Origin of the sequence: Kitasatospora sp. NPDC004745 (genome assembly GCF_042873275.1) — a bacterium.
Classification (GTDB): Bacteria; Actinomycetota; Actinomycetes; order Streptomycetales; family Streptomycetaceae; genus Kitasatospora.
In genome coordinates this window covers 14,523-31,371 of sequence record NZ_JBIALK010000010.1, presented here as the reverse complement: position 1 = coordinate 31,371, position 16,849 = coordinate 14,523, and the positions used below count along the sequence as shown (strand labels likewise).

Sequence of the window (16,849 nt, the reverse complement as noted above, 5' to 3'; positions counted from 1 at the left end):
GCCGACCGGCCGGAATAGAGTGGTCCGCATCGGTGTCGTACATCCGGTCGACCCCGATCCCCAGGCCGCCGACACCCCTGACGGCCGTCTCCGTAAGGACGAACACCCATGCGCGCCACCGTGATCCACGGCCCCAACGACATCCGGATCGAAGAGGTCCCGGACCCGGTGATCCAGCACCCGACGGACGTGGTGGTCCGGGTGGTGAACGCCTGCATCTGCGGCAGCGACCTGTGGGCGTACCGCGGGGTGGCCCAGCGGGTGGCGGGGCAGCGGATCGGGCACGAGTTCCTCGGCGTGGTCGAGGAGGCCGGTGCGGAGGTGCGCGGCTTCGCGCCCGGGGACCTGGTGGTGGCGCCCTTCGTCTGGTCGGACGGCAGCTGCGACTTCTGCCGGGAGGGCCTGCAGACCTCCTGCCCGCACGGCGGGTTCTGGGGCCAGGTCGGGTCGGACGGCGGTCAGGGCGAGGCGGTGCGGGTGCCGTTCGCCGACGGCACGCTGGTGAAGCTCCCGAAGGAGGCCGCGGGCGACGAGAAGCTGCTGCCGGGCCTGCTGGCGCTGTCGGACGTGATGGCCACCGGGCACCACGCGGCGGTGTCGGCGCGGGTCCGCCCGGGCGCGACGGTCGCGGTGGTCGGTGACGGCGCGGTGGGCCTGTGCGGCGTGCTGGCGGCGCACCGGCTGGGCGCGGGCCGGATCATCGCGCTGGGCCGGCACGCCGCCCGGACCGATCTGGCCCGGCGCTTCGGCGCGACGGACGTGGTGGCCGAGCGCGGCGAGGCGGCGATCGAGGCCGTGAAGGAGCTGACCGGCGGGCAGGGCGCGCACGCGGTGCTGGAGGCGGTCGGGACCGAGGAGTCGATGCGCACGGCCGTGTCGATCACCCGGGACGGCGGTGCGGTGGGCTACGTCGGCGTTCCGCACGGCGGCAGCGCGGGCGTCGACATCGGTCAGATGTTCGGCCGAAACGTTTCGCTGAACGGTGGGGTCGCCCCGGCCCGCGCCTACATCCCGGAGCTGCTGCCCGACGTCCTGTCCGGTGCCATCGAGCCGGGCCTGGTCTTCGACCGCACCGTGGACCTCGACGGCGTCCCGGACGGCTACCGGGCGATGGACGACCGGTCGGCGCTGAAGGTCCGCATCGCGTTCTGACGATGCGTCAGAAGGGGTGGCACCGCTGGGCGGTGCCACCCCTTCCGCGTGTGCGGGTGGTGTGCCGGACGTGACGCGAGTGGTGGTTTTCGGCCAATTGGATAGTGCGAGGGGGTGAACGGCTGGCTGATCGCGGTCAACCCCTTTCGGGGCGGGCACGACGCTCCTAGCATTGCGCGGCGCGCACACGGAATGTGACGCCCCTCACGTCGGATCGTTCCTCATGTGCGACCGCTACGCCGAAGGAGTGAGGAGACCAGAGAGTGGATTCGCCGCCGATCACCACTGCCCCTACGGATGTCCAACTCATCGATGACAGTGCGGAGTTCCGCGCCCTACGGCGCTCGTTCCGGAGCTTCGCCTTCCCGGTCACCATCGGCTTCGTGCTCTGGTACCTGCTCTACGTCCTGCTCTCCTGCTACGCCCCGGGCCTGATGGGCACCAAGGTCCTCGGGCACGTCAACGTGGCCCTGGTGCTGGGGCTCCTGCAGTTCGTCACCACCTTCGTCATCGCCGGTTGGTACGCCCGCTACGCGGACCGGCGGATCGACCCGCCCGCCGCCGCGATCCGCGAGGCCCACGGCGCCGTCGTCCACGCCCCCCGGGAGTCCGCCGAATGACCTTGCTCGCCAGTTCCGCCACCGAGCACCGCGGCCTGACGATGACCCTGTTCGGGCTCTTCGTCCTGGCCACCCTGGGCATCACCGTCTGGGCCGGACGGCAGACCCGCAGCGCCGCCGATTTCTACGCCGGGGGTCGAGGCTTCACCGGCTTCCAGAACGGCCTGGCCATCTCCGGCGACTACATGTCCGCCGCCTCCTTCCTCGGCATCGCCGGCACCATCGCGCTGGCCGGCTACGACGGCTTCCTCTACTCGATCGGCTTCCTGGTCGCCTGGCTGGTCGCGCTGCTGCTGATCGCCGAACCCCTGCGCAACTCCGGCCGGTTCACCATGGCGGACGTGCTCGCCTTCCGGATGCGCCAGCGCCCGGTGCGCACCGCGGCCGGCGTCTCCACCATCGTGGTGTCGATCTTCTACCTGCTCGCCCAGATGGTCGGCGCCGGGACGCTGGTCGCCCTGCTGCTCGGGGTCAACGGTGACGCGGCCAAGCGCTGGACCATCGTCGCGGTCGGCGCGCTGATGGTGGTCTACGTGGTGATAGGGGGCATGAAGGGCACCACCTGGGTGCAGATCGTCAAGGCGGTGCTGCTGATCGCCGGCGCCGCGCTGATGACCGTCATGGTGCTCGCCAAGTACCACTTCAACCCCTCCGAGCTGCTGGGCGCGGCGGCGAGCGCCAGCGGCAAGGGCGAGGCCTTCCTCCAGCCGGGGCAGAAGTACGGCAGCGGCACCGCCAAACTCGACTTCATCAGCCTCGGCATCGCGCTGGTGCTCGGCACCGCGGGCCTGCCGCACATCCTGGTCCGCTTCTACACCGTGCCCACCGCCAAGGTCGCCCGGAAGTCGGTGCTCTGGGCGATCGGCATCATCGGCGTCTTCTACCTGATGACCCTGGCGCTCGGCTTCGGTGCCGCGGCCCTGGTCGGCTCCAAGGCGATCAAGGCGGCCAACCCGGCCGGCAACACCGCGGCCCCGCAGCTGGCCGAGGCGCTCGGCGGGGTCGGCACCACCGGCGGCGCCGTCCTGCTCGCGGTGATCTCGGCCGTGGCGTTCGCCACCATCCTCGCCGTGGTCGCCGGTCTGACCCTGGCCTCCTCGGCCTCCTTCGCACACGACCTGTATGCCAACGTGATCCGCCGCGGCAAGGCCAGCGAGAAGGAGGAGGTGCGCTCGGCGAAGTGGGCCGCGGTGGCGATCGGCGCCGTCTCGATCGTGCTCAGCCTCTTCGCGGACAAGCTCAACACCGCCGCCCTGGTCGCCCTGGCCTTCGCGGTGGCCGCCTCGGCGAACCTGCCCACCCTGCTCTACTCGCTGTTCTGGAAGCGCTTCACCACCGTCGGCGCGGTCAGCTCGGTGTACGCCGGCCTGATCAGCTCGGTGCTGCTGGTGGTCTTCTCCACGGTCGTCTCCGGCGGGGAGAAGTCGCTCTTCCCGCACTCCGACTTCCACTGGTTCCCGCTGGAGAACCCCGGCCTGGTCTCCATCCCGGTCGGCTTCCTGGCGGGGTGGATCGGCACCCTGCTGTCGAAGGAACGAGCCGACCCGGCGAAGTACGCTGAACTGGAGGTCCGCTCGCTGACCGGGCTGGGCGCCCACTGATCATCCGGGGATGACTATGCTGGCCCGGCCCCGCCGTGACGGTGGCCGGGCCGGCCGCATTCTCGGGAAGGGACGCACGTGCTGCTCGACACCTTCGGACGACAGGCCGTCGACCTGCGGGTATCCCTCACCGACCGGTGCAACCTGCGGTGCACCTACTGCATGCCCGAGGAGGGCCTGCAGTGGCTGGCCAAGCCCGACCTGCTCACCGACGAGGAGATCGTCCGGCTGGTCACCGTCGCCGTGCGCGACCTGGGCGTCCGGGAGGTCCGCTTCACCGGTGGCGAGCCGCTGCTGCGCCCCGGGCTGGTCGCCGTCGTCGCGGCCTGCTCCGAGCTGGAGCCGCGCCCCGAGCTCTCCCTCACCACCAACGGCATAGGCCTGGCCAGGACGGCCACCGCACTGCGCACGGCCGGGCTCGACCGGGTCAACGTCTCCCTGGACACCCTCGACCCGGAGGTGTTCCACACCCTCACCCGCCGCCACCGCCACCAGGACGTGCTGGACGGACTGGCCGCCGCGGAGGCGGCCGGGCTGGCGCCGGTCAAGCTGAACGCGGTGCTGATGCGCGGGGTCAACGACCACGAGGCGGCCGACCTGCTGTCCTGGTGCCTGGAGCGCGGCTACGAGCTCCGCTTCATCGAGCAGATGCCGCTGGACGCCCAGCACGGCTGGGACCGCTCCTCGATGGTCACCGCCGAGGAGATCCTGGACCTGCTCCGCGCGCGCTTCACGCTCACGCCCGAGCCCTCCGCGCGCCGCGGTGCGGCGCCCGCCGAGCGCTGGGTGGTGGACGGCGGCCCGGGCCGGGTGGGCGTGATCGCCTCCGTCACCCGCCCGTTCTGCCGGGCCTGCGACCGGACCCGGCTGACCGCCGACGGTCAGGTGCGCAACTGCCTGTTCGCGACCGGGGAGACGGACCTGCGCACCGCCCTGCGCTCGGGCGCGGACGACGCCGAGCTCGGTGCGCTGTGGCGGGCGGCGATGTGGGGCAAGAAGGCCGGGGCCGGCATCGACGACCCGGAGTTCCACCAGCCCGAGCGGCCGATGTCGGCGATCGGCGGCTGAGCCGGCGTCAGGAGGCCTCGGAGGTCCCGGACGTCTCGGAGGTCTCGGGAGTCCAGTCGGCGAAGGCGACGACCTCCTTGAGGAAGCCGCGCACCCCCAGGAACTGGGACAGCGACTCGCGGTGCTCCTCGCAGGCGAGCCAGGTCTTGCGGCGGTCCGGGGTGTGCAGCTTCGGGTTGTTCCACGCCAGCACCCAGAGGGCGTCCGCCCGGCAGCCCTTGGCGGAGCAGATCGGGGTCTGCGGGGTGTCCATCGGGCCGTCCTCGAACGTTGGCGGGTGGTCTGCACCGCCAGTCTTTCACGTGCCTCCGGCCGCCCGGGTCGGGGCCGTCCGGATCGGGGCATGGCGACGCCGGGCAGCCACGGGGGGAGCCGCCCGGCGTCGGTCCGTCGCTCCGACGGGGGATGCGGAGCGCGTACGCAGTATGTCACGCCGGGGGGCCCGCTTGGGGAGGTCCTGCATGATTAATCTGAGCTTCTTTTGAGCTTTCCCTGAGCCGAACCGCCAGCAACCCCCGTGAACCGGGCGCTCAGCCCGCGTTCTGTGAAGGATCGGTGGCAGCCCCCGTGGCCCCTGCCGCACCGGTGGCCGCACCCGCCGCACCCGCCCCACCCGTCCCGCCCGGGCCGAGCATCAGCGGGGTGTCGGCCGGGATGTCGAAGGTGCTCGGCAGACCGGGGGCCCGCTCCCGGCCGGCATTGGCTATCAGCACGGCGAAGTAGGGCAGCAGCACGGCGCCGGCCAGCGCCCCGAACGCCAGCCAGCGCTGGACGTCCCACAGCACCACCGCGAGCAGCACGCAGACCGTCCGGAGCAGCATGGAGACCACGTAGCGGCGCTGCCGCCCGCGGACGTCCTCGGTGAGGCTGCTGCGAGCCTCCGTGATCCGGTGGACCTGCCCACCGCCGGCGCCCTTGCCCATGTCCTACCGCCCTCGTCCACGCACCCGCGCGCCTCGCCGCGCGGCCTCCTCACGGTACGCCCGGGCGCGGGCGGCGACGAGACCGGGTGGGCGGGGCCCACCCGGTCGGGTCTGCTACTGGCCTGTCCGGCGCAGTCGGGGAGGGCGGGCGGCGCGTCCGGGCCCGGCGGGGCCGGCGGCCGGGGCCGTCACGGCCGTCGGGAGAGGTACTGCGGGGGGACGGCGTCGGTGAGCCAGACCCCGTTGTCGCTGATCCGGAACTCGTGGCCGGCCGCCGACATCGCGGCCGCGTTCACGGTGAGCACGACCGGGCGGCCGTGCCGGGCGCCCACCCGCACCGCCGTCTCGGTGTCCGCGGACAGGTGGACGTCCTGGCGCGCCATCGGGCGCAGGCCCTCGTGGAAGATCGACGCCAGGTGGCGGTCGGCGGTGCCGTGGTACAGGACCGGGGGCGGCACGGTGGCGGACAGACCGAGGTCGACCGCCACCGTGTGCCCCTGGTTGGCGCGGATCGAGAGACCGTCCGCGGAGTAGCCGAAGCGGCGCTTGTTGTTGGTGGCCACCACGTGGTCGAGCTCGGCCCTGGTCAGCCGGTTGCCCTTGGCCGCGAGCGCGCCGAGCAGCACGTCGATGCCGACCCAGCCGGCCCCGTCCAGGGTGATGCCCACCCGGTCGGGGTCGTGCCGCAGGATGCGCGACAGCATCTTGCTCGTCTTGACCAGCCGCTTCTCGTCCATCATGTCTCTCGTATCCCCCCGTCGGCCGCCGGCTATGAGGCCTGGCTGACCGAACTCATGTTGAAGTCCGCGACACGCACGGGTGGCATCGCGGTGCGGGTGAAGTAGTCGTTCCACTCGCGGGGCAGGCAGCGTTCGGTGCGGCCCGCCTCGGTGATCCGGCCCAGCAGGTCCACCGGGGACTCGTTGAACCGGAAGTTGTTGACCGCGCCGACGACCTCGCCGTCCTCGACCAGGTAGACGCCGTCCCTGGTCAGGCCGGTGAGCAGCAGCGTCGCCGGGTCCACCTCGCGGATGTACCAGAGGCAGGTGAGCAGCAGGCCGCGCCGGGTGCGGGCGATCATCTCGTCCAGGGTCGGCGCGGCGTCCTGGTCGGCCGCCTCCAGCACCAGGTTGTCGCCGGCCGGGCGCAGCGGCAGCCCGCTGAGGCCGGCGGAGTGCCGGCTGGTGACCAGGTCGGCCAGGGCGCCCTCGCGGATCCACTCGGTGGCGGTGATCGGCAGACCGTTGTCGAAGACCGAGGAGTCGCCGCCGGTGGAGTGGGTGAGGACGAACGGGGCCGTCTCCAGGCCGGGTTCGGCCGGGTCGGAGCGCAGCGTCAGGGGCAGGGCGGCGAGCTTGTCGCCGATCCGGGTGCCGCCGCCGGGCCGGGAGAAGACCGTCCGGCCCTCGTGGGCATCCCGGCCGCCGGAGGACCAGTGCATGTAGATCATCAGGTCGGCCACCGCCGAGGGCGGCAGCAGCGTCTCGTACCGGCCGGCCGGCAGGTCCACCCGGCGGGCGCCCCAGCCGAGGCGCTTGGTCAGCTCGGTGTGCAGGGCGGCGACGTCCACGTCGGTGAAGTCCCGGGTGGCGGCGCCGGCCCAGGCCGAGCCGGACAGGTCGGCGGTCTTGGCGTTGATCTCGACCATGCCGGTCGGCTGGTCGTGCCGCAGCCGCAGGCCGGTCGAGGTGCCCAGGTAGCTGGTGACGATCTCGTGCCGGGCGAAGCCGTACAGCAGCTCGCCCTGCGCGGCCGCCCGGGCGAAGGCCTCGCCGAGGGCCGGACCGAAGGCGTCGAACACCTCGATCGAGGTCTCGCGGGGCGGCTCGGTGAAGTGCGGCGAGGACGGCCGCCCGGTGGGCAGCGGCTGGGCGTCCTCCGCCGGGCCGGCCGCGCGGGCGGCCTCCTCGGCGGCCCGGACCAGGCCCTCCACCTCCTCCGGGGCGACGGCCTCGCGGGAGACCACGCCGGACGCGGTGCCCTCGGCGCCGGCCACCGTGGCGATCACGGTGAGGCTGCGGCCGCGGGTGACGCCGTTGGTGGTCAGCGCGTTGCCGGCCCAGCGCAGGTTGGCGGTGGACTCCTCGTCGGCGATCACCACGCAGCCGTCGGCGCGGGAGAGGCCGAGTGCCAGCTCGACGAGTTCGTGGGGCTGCATCGCGGTCATCAGTGACCCGCCTCCTGCTGGGTGTTGAGCACGTTGACGTTGCGGAACAGCGCCGACGGGCAGCCGTGGCTGACCGCCGCGACCTGGCCGGGCTGTGCCTTGCCGCAGTTGAAGGCGCCGCCGAGGACGTAGGTCTGCGGGCCGCCGACCGCCGTCATCGAGCCCCAGAAGTCGGTGGTGGTCGCCTGGTAGGCGAAGTCCTTGACCTGGCCCGCGAGTTCGCCGTTGCGGATGGCGTAGGCGCGCTGGCCGGTGAACTGGAAGTTGTAGCGCTGCATGTCGATCGACCAGGAGCGGTCGCCGACGATGTACAGGCCGTTCTCCACCCCGGCGAACAGGCCCTCGGTGTCCGGGCCGCCCGCGGCGGGCTGGAGCGAGACGTTCGCCATCCGCTGCACCGGCACGTGCGCCGGGGAGTCCGCGAAGGCGCACCCGTTGGAGCGCTCGAAGCCCTTCAACCGCGCCATGCCGCGGTCGAGTTGGTAGCCGACCAGGATGCCGTCGCGGACCAGGTCCCAGGACTGGGTGGCGACGCCCTCGTCGTCGTAGCCGATGGTGGACAGGCCGTGCTCGGCGGTGCGGTCGCCGGTGACGTGCATCAGCTCGGAGCCGTACTTCAGCGAGCCCAGCCGGTCGAAGGTGGCGAAGGAGGTGCCGGCGTAGGCGGCCTCGTAGCCGAGCGCGCGGTCCAGCTCGGTGGCGTGGCCGATCGACTCGTGGATGGTCAGCCAGAGGTTGGACGGGTCGATCACCAGGTCGTAGCGGCCGGCCTCGACGCTGGGCGCCCGCATCTTCTCGGCGAGCAGGGACGGCAGTTCGGCGAGCTCGGCGTCCCAGTCCCAGCCGGTGCCGCGCAGGTACTCGAAGCCGCGCCCGACCGGCGGGGCCAGCGTGCGCATCGAGTCGAAGGCCCCGGTGCGCTCGTCCACCGAGGTGGCCTCCAGCGTCGGGTGCAGCCGGATCCGCTGCTGGGTGGTGACGGTGCCGGCGGTGTCCGCGTAGAACTTGTTCTCCTGGACGGTCAGCAGGCTCGCCTGGACGTGCGAGACGCCCTCGGCGGCCAGCAGCCGCGCGCTCCAGTCGGCGAGCAGCGCCGTCTTCTCCGCGTCCGGCACCTCGAAGGGGTTCTCCCGGTAGGAGGAGACCCAGGTGGCGTCCCGGTGGACGGGTTCGTCGGCCAGCTCGACCCGCTCGGTGGAGCCCGCGGTCCGGCTGATCCCCCCGGAGAGCCGGGCCACCGCGACGGCCTGCTCGGCCACCCTCGCCGCCGCGGCGGGGGTGAGGTCGACCCCGGCGGCGAAGCCCCAGGCGCCGTCCAGCAGGACCCGGACGGCGAAGCCCAGCTGCACGCTGTCGGAGGTGCCGGCCGGGCGGGCGTCACGCAGTCGCCGGGAGGCGCTGCGGACCCGCTCCAGGCGGAAGTCGGCGTGGCCGGCGCCGAGTTCGCGGGCCCGGGTGAGGGCGGCGTCGGCGAGGGTGCGCAGCGGCAGCTCGAGGAACAGCGGGTCGACGGCGCGCCCGTGCGGGGCGCCGACGCTGTCGGCCGGAGGGATCGGAGGCAATCGGGCTCCCTGGTCGCGGAGGGTGACGGTGCGGCGCCGCACAGGGGCGCCCGCACCGCATCATGGCCCGTCCAGGGGGTTTCGGCCAGCGCATTTCGACCGGTGCGCCGCCGTCATGCCGGCCGGGTCAGCCGACCGCCTCCCACCAGCCGTCCAGCTCCGGCGGGTTGTCCACGTCGACCCGCTCGCCGGGGCGCGGCACGGCCAGCGGGACGGCCTGCGTCTTCGCCTCGGCCAGCAGCCGCTCCACCGGCTCGGCCCACGGGTGCAGGCCGAGGTTGAAGGTGCACCAGTGCACCGGCACCAGCAGGCCGGCGCCGAGGTCGCGGTGGGCGAGCACGGCGTCCTCGGGGGTCATGTGGATGTCGGCCCAGGCCGCGTCGTAGGCGCCGATCTGCACCAGTGCGGCGTCGAAGGGGCCGTGCTGGGCGCCGATCCTGGCGTAGCCCTCGAAGTAGCCGGAGTCGCCGGTGTAGAAGACCTTGCGGGTCGGGCCGGCGATCACCCAGGAGCCCCACAGGGTGGTGTTGCGGGTCAGGCCGCGGCCGGAGAAGTGGTGCGCGGAGGTGAGGGTGAGCACCAGCTCGCCGAGCGTGCAGGTCTCGTCCCAGTCCAGCTCGATGATCCGGTGCTCCGGGACGCCCCAGCGGCGCAGGTGGCCGCCGATGCCCAGCGGCACCGCGAACGGCGCGGACTGGCTGCGCACCAGGCGCTTGACCGTCGCCATGTCCAGGTGGTCGTAGTGGTCGTGCGAGATCAGCACCGCGTCGACCTGCGGGAGCTCCTCCAGCTCGACCGGCACCGGGTGCAGCCGCTTGGGCCCGACGTGCGCGGACGGGGAGCAGCGATCGCTCCAGATCGGGTCGAGCAGCACCCGGGCGCCCTCGATCTCGACCAGCGCCGAGGCGTGCCCGTACCAGGTGATCGCGACCCCCTCGGCGCAGGCGTCCGCGGCCCCGGCCGGGCGGACGGTGGGCACCGGGTTGGCGGGGACGCGGCCCTCGCGCTCGAACAGCATCCGCCGGGCCGTCCCGCGGTCGAAGCCCGGCCCGGCGGCGGCGCGGGCGAGGGTCGAGGGGGCGTTGTGGAAGACGCCGTCGCGGTACTGCGGGGAGTCGCGCACCCGCTCCTCGCGCTCGCCGTCGGGCCGGCGCCCGAACGCCGCCGGCAGGTCGCGCAGCGACCAGGCGGCCGCTCCCAGGCCGGCCGCCAGGGCGGTCAGGGCCAGCAGTCGTCCGCGCCGGGGGGTGCTCCCGGGCCGTGCCTTGGTCATGCGCCCTGCCTTCGTTCCTCGCCGGGACTCACGGGGGGAGGCGGTACGGCCGGTCCCGGGTCGGTCCGCACCACGGGGGCAACGGGTGCGCCCGGGGGTGTTGTTCCCGTACGGTACCCCCGGCCCGGCTCCGGCCTCGACCCGATCGGGGCAGGTGAGCGGGCACCGGGCGCTCCGGGTACGGATTGTCGGATTGCGACAGTTCCGATCGTGCGGCGCTGTCGGAGCTCGATGCGTCGACACCGCCGACCGCCCGATAGCGTCACACTGCGTACGCGTTTCCGACGTACGCGCTCACACACGGAGAGAGGTGGATCGTTGAGCCGCTCGGTTCTCGTCACCGGAGGAAACCGGGGCATCGGCCTCGCGATCGCCCAGGCCTTCGCCGAAGCCGGCGACAAGGTGGCCATCACCAGTCGCTCGGGCGAGGTGCCCGAGGCCCTGGAGAAGTACGACGTCCTCGCGGTGCGCTGCGACATCACGGACGCCGCCCAGGTCGACGCCGCGTTCACCGAGATCGAGGAGAAGCACGGCGCCGTCCAGGTGCTGGTCGCCAACGCGGGCATCACCAACGACACCCTGCTGCTGCGCATGTCCGAGGAGGACTTCACCTCCGTCCTGGACACCAACCTGACCGGTGCCTTCCGGGTCGTGAAGCGCGCCTCCAAGCTGATGATGCGCGCCCGCAAGGGCCGCGTGGTGCTGATCTCCTCGGTCGTGGGCCTCTCCGGCTCGCCGGGCCAGGCGAACTACGCCGCGTCCAAGGCGGGCCTGGTCGGCTTCGCCCGTTCGCTGGCGCGCGAGCTCGGCCCGCGCAACATCACCGTCAACGTGGTCGCCCCCGGCTTCGTCGACACCGACATGACCGCCGTGCTCAGCGACGAGCGCCGCGCGGAGATCGTCTCGGGCGTGCCGCTGGGCCGCTACGCGTCGCCCGCCGAGGTCGCCTCCACCGTGCGGTTCCTCGGTTCGGACGAGGCCGCGTACATCACCGGAGCCGTCATTCCCGTCGACGGCGGATTGGGCATGGGTCACTGATCATGAGTGGAATCCTCGAGGGCAAGCGGATCCTGATCACCGGTGTGCTGATGGAGTCCTCCATCGCCTTCCACACCGCCAGGCTGGCGCAGGAACAGGGCGCGGAGATCATCCTCACCGCCTTCCCGCGCCCGAGCCTGACCGAGCGGATCGCCAAGAAGCTGCCGAAGCCGGTCAAGGTGCTGTCGCTGGACGTCTCCAGCGAGGAGGACCTGGCGGGCATCGCCGACCAGGTCCGCGAGACCCTGCCGACCCTGGACGGCATCGTCCACTCGATCGGCTTCGCCCCGCAGGACGCGCTGGGCGGCAACTTCCTGGACACCCCGTGGGAGTCCGTGGCCACCGCGATGCAGGTCTCGGCCTTCTCGCTGAAGTCGCTGACCATGGCGCTGCTGCCGCTGATGCAGGACGGCGGCTCGGTCGTCGGCCTCACCTTCGACGCGCAGTACGCGTGGCCGCAGTACGACTGGATGGGCCCGGCCAAGGCCGCCCTGGAGTCGACCAACCGCTACCTGGCCCGCTACCTGGGCTCGCGGGACATCCGCTGCAACCTGATCTCGGCGGGCCCGATCGGTTCGATGGCCGCCAAGTCCATCCCGGGCTTCGGCGACCTGGCCGACACCTGGAACCACCGTTCCCCGCTGAAGTGGGACCTGAGCGACCCGGAGCCGGCCGGCCGCGGCGTCGTCGCGCTGCTGTCGGACTGGTTCCCGAAGACCACCGGCGAGATCGTCCACGTCGACGGCGGTCTGCACGCCATCGGCGCCTGACCGCTCCGCCGTACGCCGCTGCCCGGTACCCCGTGGGGGTGCCGGGCAGCGGCGTTCCCGCGTCCGGGGCCGCTCAGGCGTCGGCCGGGCCGCAGGCGCCGATGGCGCGGCCGGCCTCGACCGAGGCGCGCTGGGCGTCGCCCGCCCGGATGGCGTCGAGGATGGTGTCGTGGCCGATGTAACGCTCGGCGATCAGCTCCGGGCCGACGTCGTGCCGCAGGTGGGCGCGGGTGACCTCGCCGAGGTCGGCGTACACGGCGGCGAGCACGTCGTTGTGGGCGGCGGCCACCACGGCCTGGTGGAACGCGGCGTCGGCCTGGACGAAGTCCTCCGCGTCGCCGGAGTGCCAGGCGGCCTCGCGGCGGTCCAGCGCGGCGTCCAGCAGGCCGAGGTCGCGGTCGGTGCGACGGGCGGCGGCCAGGCCGGCCGCCGAGGTCTCCAGGGCGGCCCGCAGCTCGGCGACCTGGGCCTGGTCGGCGTCGGCGAACCGGCGGTGCATCACCCCCGCGAGTTCGCTGGTGGCGAGCACGTAGGTGCCGGACCCCTGGCGGATGTCGAGCAGCCCGTTGTGCGCGAGGGCGCGGACGGCCTCGCGGACGGTGTTGCGGGCGACGCCGAGCTGCTCGACCAGCGCGGCCTCGGTCGGGATGCGCGAGCCGACGGGCCACTCCCCGGAGGTGATCTGGGCGCGCAGCTGCGCGATCACCTGGTCGGACAGGGGGGTGCGCCTCGGCGAGGACAGCGCCACGGGGACTCCTTGCGGCTGCGGGTGGGAGGACGAACGGGTCCGGTCGGTGGGGGCCGACGTCCGGTGGGGGAACGAACGGGGTCGGCACATCATGCCAAGTCCGAGGTGCATCAATTCATCCCATCATTCTATGATGGCGCCATGCCTCCCGCAGCAGACACCGCCGCCTCCCCACGAACCGAGGCCCGGCCGCAGACCGAGCGGCCCTCCCACCCCTCCCGCTACCTGGGTGTGCTGTTCGCCGTCGCGATCGCCGCCGCCGCCTTCAACCTGCGCCCCGTGGTCACCAGCCTCGGGCCGCTGATGGACCCGGTCCGCTCCGAGCTCGGGATGAACCCCACGCTCGCCGGGCTGCTCACCGCCGTCCCCTCGCTCTGCTTCGGGCTGTTCGGCTTCGCCGCGCCCTCGATGGCCCGGCGGATCGGCCCGATCGCGGTGATCACCGCGGGCATGGGTGCGATCACCGCGGGCGTGCTGGCCCGCTCCTTCGCCGGCGGCACCGCGGTGTTCCTGCTGCTGACCGCGCTCGCGCTGGCCGGTGTGGCCGTCTCCAACGTGCTGATCCCGGTGGTGATCAAGCGCTACTTCCCGGAGAAGGTCGGGCCGATGATCGGCCTCTACTCGATGTCGCTGTCGGCCGGCACCTCGCTGGCCGCCGCCGTCACCGTGCCGATGACCAGCGCGCTCGGCGGCGACTGGCGCGTCGGCCTGGGCGTCTGGGCCGGCCTCGGCGCCCTGGCCCTGCTGCTCTGGCTGCCGGTGCTGCGCGCCAACCGCGAGCGGCGCGAACGCGCCGACGGCCCGCCCGCCGTGCCCGCCAGGCTGCCGATCACCCGCAGCCGGACGGCCTGGGCGATGGCCTGCTTCTTCGGCCTCCAGGCCACCGGCGCCTACGTGGTGATGGGCTGGCTGCCGAAGATCTTCCAGGACGCCGGGGTCGACGAGGGCACCTCGGGGGTGCTGCTCGCCGTGACCATGGTGATCGGCGTGCCGGTCTCCTTCGTGCTGCCCAACCTGGCCGCCCGCCGCGGCGACCAGCGGCTCTTCGTCGTCGTGCTGGCGGCCTTCGGCATCGCCGGTTACGTCGGGCTGGCGCTGGCCCCGGCCGGTGCCCCCTGGGTCTGGGCGGTCCTGGTGGGCCTGTCCAACTGCGCCTTCCCGCTGGTGCTGACCATGATCGGACTGCGCGCCCGGACCGCGGGCGGGGTCGCGCAGCTGTCCGCCTTCGCCCAGGGCGTCGGCTACCTGATCGCCGTCCCCGGCCCGATCCTGATCGGTCGGATCTACGGCCTCACCGGCGAGTGGTACCTGCCGCTGGGCTTCCTGGCGCTGCTGCTGGTGCCGCAGATGCTGTTCGGGCTCCGGGCCGCGAGGGCCCGGCACATCGAGGACGAGGCGGTCCACCCCGCGGAGCGGGTCAGGGCCTGACCGCTCGGCGGGGTCCGACCGCGGGGGGCGGGGTCGGACCCCGCCCCGTCCGGGTGCGGGTCCGGCCGCGTCGGTCAAGGCCCGGCCAAGCGCGGGCCAACGGCTGCCCCGGATCGAGGGGCCGGTGCCGGGCGGGCGCGTTCGGGGTGGGAGAATTCCGGACATGCCCGTTCTCGATCCCAACCCCACCGACGGCCGCAAGCAGCTCGGCCGCCTCGCCCTCGCGATCGCCGGCGTCGTGGTGCTGGTGGCGGTCATCGCCTCCGTCGCCTCGTCCATGGGCTGACCCGCCCGCCCGTCGGAGCCCGCCCGCCGCCGTACCCGGGGTGACCCGGCGGTGAACGGCGCGTGACGGCACCCGCCACCCCTGGGAGTGGCGGCGGCCGGGAGCGTCGCGCCGCCGAGCGGCTTTTCTGCCAAGCTTGCTGGGTATGAGCGCCGACACGCCCCGCAGGATCATCGTTCTCCGCCACGCCAAGGCCGACTGGCCCAACGGCGTGGACGACCACGAGCGGCCGCTGGCCGACCGGGGCCGTCACCAGGCCCCGGACGCCGGCCGCTGGCTGTCCGACTCCGGCATCAACCCCGACTACGTGCTCTGCTCCACGGCGCTGCGCACCCGCGAGACCTGGAAGCTGGCGGCGCACGAGCTGCCCAAGCGGGCCCGCAAGACGGTGTACGAGGACCGGATCTACGAGGCCAGCCCGGGCGAGATCATCGCCGTCCTCCAGGAGACCCCGGAGGAGTACTCGGACGTGGTGCTGGTCGGGCACAACCCCGGCGTGCTGGGCCTGACCCAGGTGCTGGCCGGGGACGAGGGCGACCGGGACGCGCTGGAGCGGCTGCGCCTCGGGGGCTTCCCGACGGCGGCGATCGCGGTGCTCGACTTCAACGGGTCCTGGAAGGGCGTCGAGCCGGGCGCCGCCGCGCTCGTCGCGTACCACACGCCGCAGGACTGAGATCCGCCGGAACGGCCCCCGCCGGAGCGCGGCGGGCCGGCCTGGCCGGGCACGGGAGAGGGGCGCGCGGACCAGTCCGCGCGCCCCTCTCGTACGTCCTCGGGCCCTACTCGGTCGGGGTACCGTCGAGCGCGTCGGCCGCCTCGACCTCCTCGCGGGTGATGCCCAGCAGGTACAGCACGGTGTCCAGGAACGGCACGTTCACCGCGGTGTCGGCGGCCTCGCGCACCACCGGCTTGGCGTTGAACGCCACGCCGAGCCCGGCCGCGTTCAGCATGTCCAGGTCGTTGGCGCCGTCGCCGATCGCCACCGTCTGCTCCAGCGGCACCTTGGCCTGCTCGGCGAACCGGGCCAGCCAGCGGGCCTTGCCGGCGCGGTCCACGATCTCGCCGACCACCCGGCCGGTGAACTTCCCGTCCACCACCTCCAGGGTGTTGGCGGCCGCGAAGTCCAGCCCCAGCTGCTCCACCAGGTGGTCGGTGACCTGGGTGAACCCGCCGGAGACCACCGCGACCTGGAAGCCCAGTCGCTGCAGCGTGCGGATCAGGGTGCGGGCGCCCGGCGTGAAGCGGACCTCCGCGCGCACCTTCTCGGTCACCGAGGCGTCCAGGCCGGCCAGCAGCGCCACCCGGGCCCGCAGCGACTCGGCGAAGTCCAGCTCCCCGCGCATCGCGGCCGCGGTCACCCCGGCGACCTCCTCCTCGCAGCCCGCGTGGGCCGCGAACAGCTCGATCACCTCGTCCTGGATCAGCGTGGAGTCGACGTCCATCACCACCAGGCGCTTGGCCCGGCGCTCCAGCCCGGCCGCGACCACCGCGACGTCCACCCGCTGGGCGGCCGCCTCCTGGGCGAGCTCGGCCCGCAGCTCGTCGGTGGCCACGCCGGACACGGCGAGCTCGACCGCCGTCACCGGGTACTTGGCGAGCCGGAAGACGCGGTCGATGTTGCCGCCGGCGGCGGTGATCCGCGAGGTGAGCGCGGAGACCGCGGCGGAGGTCAGCGGGTTGCCGAGCACGGTGACGTGCGAACGGCCCTCGCGGCGCGGCCGGTTGTCGCCGATGCCGGAGAGGATCTCGGCCTGGAGCTTCTGCTCCTCGGCCCAGCGGTGCACGGTGGCCCGCAGACCGCCCTCGGCGCCGGGGGCGGTGGGCGGGGTGACCAGGGCGCACAGGGTGATGCGGCCACGGGTCACGACCTGTTCGATGTCGATCACGTCGACGCCGAAGCCGGCCAGGGTGGCGAAGAGGCCGGCGGTGATGCCGGGGCGGTCCTTGCCGAACACCTTGACGAGCAGGGTGCGCTCGTCCGCGGTCCGGGGCTGGGCGGCGGGGAGGGGCTCAGCGGCCAGGGGCGATGCGTTCATGGTGCCTCCCACGCTACCCGTCGGCCGCGGGCCCCAGAGCACCCGTCCCACGTCGCGGACGCGCGCCCGGGTAGCAGCCTGGTCACAGTCACCCGGGGTGACTTTTATTGGCGGTCGGCGGGCTGGAATGATTCCCCCCGTCAGTTTCAGGAACATCGCACCCCTGGTCGGGGGCCA

At 73.3% G+C, this 16,849-nt stretch carries 17 protein-coding genes; 9 read left to right on the top strand and 8 right to left on the bottom strand.

Features of this window, described 5'->3' with window-relative positions; all coding sequences use genetic code 11:
* The first annotated feature begins 108 nt into the window (after nucleotides 1-108).
* The 4 genes from ACFYUY_RS18395 (at nucleotide 109) to moaA (ending at nucleotide 4,441) form a co-directional block, all read left to right on the top strand.
* Nucleotides 109-1,152 (top strand): zinc-dependent alcohol dehydrogenase family protein, encoded by a 1,044-nt coding sequence (locus tag ACFYUY_RS18395; RefSeq protein WP_360211837.1) that lies wholly within the window; start codon nucleotides 109-111, stop codon nucleotides 1,150-1,152.
* A gap of 263 nt (nucleotides 1,153-1,415) precedes the next feature.
* Nucleotides 1,416-1,772: a DUF485 domain-containing protein gene (locus ACFYUY_RS18390; protein WP_360211839.1), complete on the top strand. Its 357-nt coding sequence runs from the start codon at nucleotides 1,416-1,418 to the stop codon at nucleotides 1,770-1,772.
* Nucleotides 1,769-3,373: a cation acetate symporter gene (locus ACFYUY_RS18385; protein WP_360211840.1), complete on the top strand. Its 1,605-nt coding sequence runs from the start codon at nucleotides 1,769-1,771 to the stop codon at nucleotides 3,371-3,373. Before ACFYUY_RS18390 ends, ACFYUY_RS18385 begins: the two co-directional genes overlap by 4 nt.
* Nucleotides 3,374-3,451: 78 nt before the next feature.
* Complete coding sequence (gene moaA, locus ACFYUY_RS18380; protein ID WP_360211842.1) at nucleotides 3,452-4,441, top strand: GTP 3',8-cyclase MoaA; 990 nt, start codon at nucleotides 3,452-3,454, stop codon at nucleotides 4,439-4,441.
* 7 nt (nucleotides 4,442-4,448) lie between these two features.
* Here moaA and ACFYUY_RS18375 read toward each other — a convergent pair whose 3' ends face one another.
* The 6 genes from ACFYUY_RS18375 to ACFYUY_RS18350 all read right to left on the bottom strand — a co-directional run bounded on the left by ACFYUY_RS18375 (nucleotide 4,449) and on the right by ACFYUY_RS18350 (nucleotide 10,366).
* Nucleotides 4,449-4,694: a hypothetical protein gene (locus tag ACFYUY_RS18375; protein ID WP_360211844.1), complete on the bottom strand. Its 246-nt coding sequence runs from the start codon at nucleotides 4,692-4,694 to the stop codon at nucleotides 4,449-4,451.
* Nucleotides 4,695-4,971: 277 nt separating this feature from the next.
* On the bottom strand, nucleotides 4,972-5,364 hold the full coding sequence (locus ACFYUY_RS18370) for a DUF3099 domain-containing protein (RefSeq protein ID WP_387901631.1): 393 nt from the start codon (nucleotides 5,362-5,364) through the stop codon (nucleotides 4,972-4,974).
* A gap of 188 nt (nucleotides 5,365-5,552) precedes the next feature.
* Entirely contained in the window at nucleotides 5,553-6,101 is a 549-nt protein-coding gene (locus ACFYUY_RS18365; protein WP_360211892.1) for an RNA 2'-phosphotransferase, read from the bottom strand.
* 32 nt (nucleotides 6,102-6,133) lie between these two features.
* Nucleotides 6,134-7,531, bottom strand: coding sequence for a metallopeptidase TldD-related protein (locus ACFYUY_RS18360; protein ID WP_360211848.1), 1,398 nt, complete (start codon nucleotides 7,529-7,531; stop codon nucleotides 6,134-6,136).
* A complete protein-coding gene (locus ACFYUY_RS18355; protein ID WP_360211894.1) occupies nucleotides 7,531-9,084 on the bottom strand; it encodes a TldD/PmbA family protein in 1,554 nt (517 codons plus the stop codon). The genes ACFYUY_RS18360 and ACFYUY_RS18355 overlap by 1 nt, the downstream gene beginning before the upstream one ends.
* Before the next feature lie 136 nt (nucleotides 9,085-9,220).
* Nucleotides 9,221-10,366 carry an MBL fold metallo-hydrolase gene (locus tag ACFYUY_RS18350; protein ID WP_360211850.1) on the bottom strand — a complete coding sequence of 382 codons (1,146 nt, stop codon included), beginning with the start codon at nucleotides 10,364-10,366 and terminating at the stop codon, nucleotides 9,221-9,223.
* A 318-nt stretch (nucleotides 10,367-10,684) separates the two neighbouring features.
* Between ACFYUY_RS18350 and fabG the strand changes: the two genes are divergently transcribed.
* A complete protein-coding gene (gene fabG / locus ACFYUY_RS18345) occupies nucleotides 10,685-11,404 on the top strand; it encodes a 3-oxoacyl-[acyl-carrier-protein] reductase (RefSeq protein WP_360211852.1) in 720 nt (239 codons plus the stop codon).
* 2 nt (nucleotides 11,405-11,406) lie between these two features.
* Complete coding sequence (gene fabI, locus ACFYUY_RS18340) at nucleotides 11,407-12,174, top strand: enoyl-ACP reductase FabI (protein WP_360211854.1); 768 nt, start codon at nucleotides 11,407-11,409, stop codon at nucleotides 12,172-12,174.
* A gap of 73 nt (nucleotides 12,175-12,247) precedes the next feature.
* Here the strand turns inward: fabI and ACFYUY_RS18335 are convergent, their stop codons facing one another.
* Nucleotides 12,248-12,922 carry a FadR/GntR family transcriptional regulator gene (locus tag ACFYUY_RS18335; RefSeq protein ID WP_360211856.1) on the bottom strand — a complete coding sequence of 225 codons (675 nt, stop codon included), beginning with the start codon at nucleotides 12,920-12,922 and terminating at the stop codon, nucleotides 12,248-12,250.
* Nucleotides 12,923-13,063: 141 nt separating this feature from the next.
* Between ACFYUY_RS18335 and ACFYUY_RS18330 the strand changes: the two genes are divergently transcribed.
* From ACFYUY_RS18330 to ACFYUY_RS18320, 3 genes are all read left to right on the top strand, one after another.
* Nucleotides 13,064-14,350, top strand: a complete 1,287-nt coding sequence (locus tag ACFYUY_RS18330) for a CynX/NimT family MFS transporter (RefSeq protein WP_387901628.1) — start codon at nucleotides 13,064-13,066, stop codon at nucleotides 14,348-14,350.
* A gap of 163 nt (nucleotides 14,351-14,513) precedes the next feature.
* The gene (locus ACFYUY_RS18325) at nucleotides 14,514-14,636 is read left to right on the top strand and encodes an SGM_5486 family transporter-associated protein (RefSeq protein WP_360211860.1); all 123 of its coding nucleotides are present in this window, start codon (nucleotides 14,514-14,516) and stop codon (nucleotides 14,634-14,636) included.
* Between the two features lie 145 nt (nucleotides 14,637-14,781).
* Nucleotides 14,782-15,309 carry a histidine phosphatase family protein gene (locus tag ACFYUY_RS18320; protein WP_360211862.1) on the top strand — a complete coding sequence of 176 codons (528 nt, stop codon included), beginning with the start codon at nucleotides 14,782-14,784 and terminating at the stop codon, nucleotides 15,307-15,309.
* 106 nt (nucleotides 15,310-15,415) lie between these two features.
* On the opposite strand, the gene serB is transcribed toward ACFYUY_RS18320, so the two are convergent.
* A complete protein-coding gene (gene serB / locus ACFYUY_RS18315) occupies nucleotides 15,416-16,672 on the bottom strand; it encodes a phosphoserine phosphatase SerB (RefSeq protein WP_360211864.1) in 1,257 nt (418 codons plus the stop codon).
* Nucleotides 16,673-16,849: the final 177 nt, after the last annotated feature.